Annotated in this window: 3 protein-coding genes; all 3 read right to left on the bottom strand. The window is 64.7% G+C overall.

Features of this window, described 5'->3' with window-relative positions; translation table 11 throughout:
- Positions 1-1470 (bottom strand): ABC transporter substrate-binding protein (locus tag JF597_RS00090; RefSeq protein ID WP_293986455.1); only part of this gene is annotated, 1470 nt, incomplete at its 3' end.
- Between the two features lie 79 nt (positions 1471-1549).
- Positions 1550-2587, bottom strand: a complete 1038-nt coding sequence (locus JF597_RS00085; RefSeq protein ID WP_293986453.1) for an ABC transporter permease — start codon at positions 2585-2587, stop codon at positions 1550-1552.
- 290 nt (positions 2588-2877) lie between these two features.
- Positions 2878-3364, bottom strand: a 487-nt coding sequence (locus JF597_RS00080) for an ABC transporter substrate-binding protein (RefSeq protein ID WP_366916358.1), incomplete at its 5' end; no start/stop codon positions are given.

The raw sequence follows: 3364 nt of genomic DNA, 5'->3' as shown, positions 1-3364 counted from the left end.
CTTGATGATGTTGCTCGGCGAGCCGATGAACGTGTTGTAGTAGGTCGACGCGTCGTCGGTGACGGGGTTCAGCTTGATGCCGACGCGGGCGAGCGCCGACTTCTCCACGGCGAACACCTTCGGTGCGAAGTTGCTCGGGGTGGGGTAGGCGAAGTTCACCGTGAAACCGCTCGGCTGGCCGCAGGCCTGCAACTCCGACTTGGCCTTCGCGAGGTCACCGGTCTGGTTCGATCCGGCCGAGTACGGGTCGTAGTCCTTGGTGGTCTGGTAGCCGGGCAGACCAGGCGGGGTCATCGATCCCGCGATGGCGCCGGACGTGTCGCCGCCGTAGACGTTCAGGATCGAAGCCTTGTTGGTGGCGTAGAAGATCGCCCGCCGGCAGTGCACGTTGGTGATCACGGTCTGCATGACCGGCAGATACTGCGAAGCGGCGGACGCCGGGTCATCGACCTGCTTCTTCAGGTCGGGGCTGGTCAGAAGCTTGGTCTTGAACGCCGGCGTGATGCCACCGGCGCCGCCCGCGGCGTTCGCATCGAACTGACCCGACTCGAGCTTGTTGTCGAGGTCCACGGGGTTGGTGTCGATGGAGAGCGTGATCGAGTCGACCAGCGGGTGCCGGATGTCGTCCGTGCTCTGGCTCCACTGCGTGTTGCGCACGAGAGTCAGGGCCTTGCCGGGCTGGTACGACTGGAACTTGTACGGACCGGACGACATCGGGTGCTTCGTGTAGGTCGAGCCCTTGAAGCTACCGTTCTCGACCTTGTCCGGCACCGGCGCGCTGCAGGGCAGGGCCAGGATGTAGTTGAAGTCCGGGTCGGGCTTCTTCAGGAAGAACGTGATCGTGTTGCCGCTCACCTTGATGGAGGTGTCCGGCAGATCGCCGTCCTTGTACGGCCCGCGGTAGGTCTTCGGGGCCTTGAGGTCGTTCTGCATGTACGAGAACGGTCCGCCCGGGATCTCGGCGGCGGCGTAGTCACGCTCGACGCCGTACTTGACGTCCTTCGCGGTGATCGGCGTGCCGTTCTCCCACTTGAGGCCCGCCTTGAGCGTGTACGTCCACTGGGTGAAGTCGGCGTTGTGCTGGCCCAGGTCGGTCGCGAGGTCGGGAGCGAGCTGGAACTTCGTGCCGTTGACGACCTTGTAGTCGACCAGCTTGCGGGTGTACAGCCGCTGCATGTTGAGGCACCAGCCGTAGTACGAGATCTTCGGATCGAACGAGTCACAGTCGGCCGTCGCACCGAGGTGCAGCGTGCCGCCCGTCTTCGTGGACGGGTTGACGATCTTGTCCACTGCCGCGTTGAAGCCCGCGGACGTCGTGTTGTTGTTGTTATTGCTACTACTACTACTGCTGTTGTTGTTGTTCGCGTTCGTCGAGCTCGGGCTCTTCTTGCCGCCGCTGCTGCCGCAAGCGGCGAGCACTATCGCCAGCGTGCTAGCGCCTGCGGCCAGGGCCAGGCGTCTCGCTCTCATGGATGCTCCCTTTTTTCGTCTCTGTCGAAACCGCTGCGTCTGCTTGACGCCGCGGGGCTCACTAACGTGGACTACGACGTCACCGCCGGCTCTTCGGATCGAGCGCGTCACGCAACCCGTCACCGAAGAGGTTGAAGGCCAGGACCGTCAAGAACAGCGCAAGGCCGGGTGCGAACAGGTAGGTCGGGTCGATCGTGAAGAAGTCGCCGGCGTCGCTGAGCATCTTGCCCCAGGACGGAGTGCCCTGCGGGACGCCGACACCGAGGAACGACAGCCCGGCCTCACCGAGAATGTTCACCGGGATCGCCAGCGTCGTATACACGAGGATCGGTCCGAGCAGGTTCGGCAGGATCTCCCGCGACATGATCCGGTAGTTCGAAGCCCCCAGGCTGCGCGCGGCGTCTACGAACTCCTTCTCGCGCAAGGAGAGCACTTGGCCGCGGATGATCCGTCCGATGTACGGGAAGTTGAAGAAGCCGAGCACGAAGATGATGACCGCGAAACGCAGCGCCACCCCGGACAGCCCGGCAAACGAGTCCACGTCGCCGAATACCGCGAGGAGGGCGATCGAGAACAGCAGCGTCGGGAACGACAGCAGCAGGTCGAACAGCCTGGACAGTGCGGTGTCGGTGAAGCCCCCGAAGTACCCGGCGACCACCCCGGTAATGACGCCCAGGACCACCGCGAGCGCCGTCGCGAGCAGGCCGATGATCAGCGACGTGCGCGTGCCGTAGATCAGGTTGGCCAGGACGTCGTTGCCGATCTCTGGCGTCACGCCGAGCCAGTGCGTGCTCGATGCGCCGCCGTACGAGCCGATGGGCATCTGCGTGCTGGCGTCGAGGAGGTCATGCGGCGGGAAGTTGTTCACGGTGTTCGGGAACGCGCCGTACCAGTTGGTCAGCGGCTTGGCCAGGATGGCGACGAGTCCGAGCAGGATCACGAAGATGCCGCCGGCCATGGCCAGCTTGTCCCGGCGCAGCCGGCGCCAGGCGATCTGGCCGAGCGAACGCCCGCGGATGGCCGCGCTGGCGTTCTCCGGGTCAGCATCCGCGCCGGTGTTGGCCGCGACCAGGGTCTCGTCGGACATCACTTGCAACTCGCCTGCGGGCAGCGACATGTGGGCCGTTCCTCCTTCGCAGCAGCCGACCAGGTGTTTCGGCAAATTCGCTTGACTTCAGTGCGGCTTGTGACCGTCAACGGACGTTAGTACGAGTTACGGCAGCCTGTCACTGATCAACCGAACGGGAGCCAGATCGTGACCGTTTCGCGATCGCGCGCGGGACGGCTCGACCGGACGAATCGGACCTTCCGCGTTGGAGTCGCCGAACTTATTCCGGCAGTCTTCCTGCCGGGCCTCGCTCGTCACCAGCCGATCGGGACCGCTGGCCGGTCCCGATCGTCGTCCGGTCAGGCCTTGTAACCGATGTCCTGGTAGCGGATGTCGGCGAAGCCGTACGCACCGATGTTCACCAGGCCGGCCTTGACCGCGGTCGCCTGCGGCTTCTGGTAGAGCGGCAACCAGCCGGCGTTGCTCCACATCGCCTTCGAGGCATCGTTGGCCAGGGTGTTCTCCTCGTCGGTCGACGCGGCGGTCGAGGCCTTGGCCAGCATCGTGTTGATCGCCGTCGAACCACCGAAGCCGTAGTTCTGCCCGGCCGACTTCGGGTTGTACCTGAAGATCGACAGCGCCCCGCCAACCGGCCACGGCGTACCGATCCAGGTGAAGGTGGTCAGCTGGAACTTGCCGGGGTCGATGTACTTCGCGAAGAAGTCGTCGCCCGGCACGGTGGAGAGCGTCAGCTTGATACCGGCCGCCTTGAGCGTGCTCTGCGCGATCTCCGCCTCGGACTTCGAGTTCGGTGTCTGCGACGGGATCGTGATCGTGAGCGCGAGC

Origin of the sequence: Streptomyces sp., from assembly GCF_019510245.1 — a bacterium.
Classification (GTDB): domain Bacteria; phylum Actinomycetota; class Actinomycetes; order Streptomycetales; family Streptomycetaceae; genus Streptomyces.
Note: the sequence above shows the minus strand (reverse complement) of the source record. Positions and strands in the feature narration are given on the sequence as shown.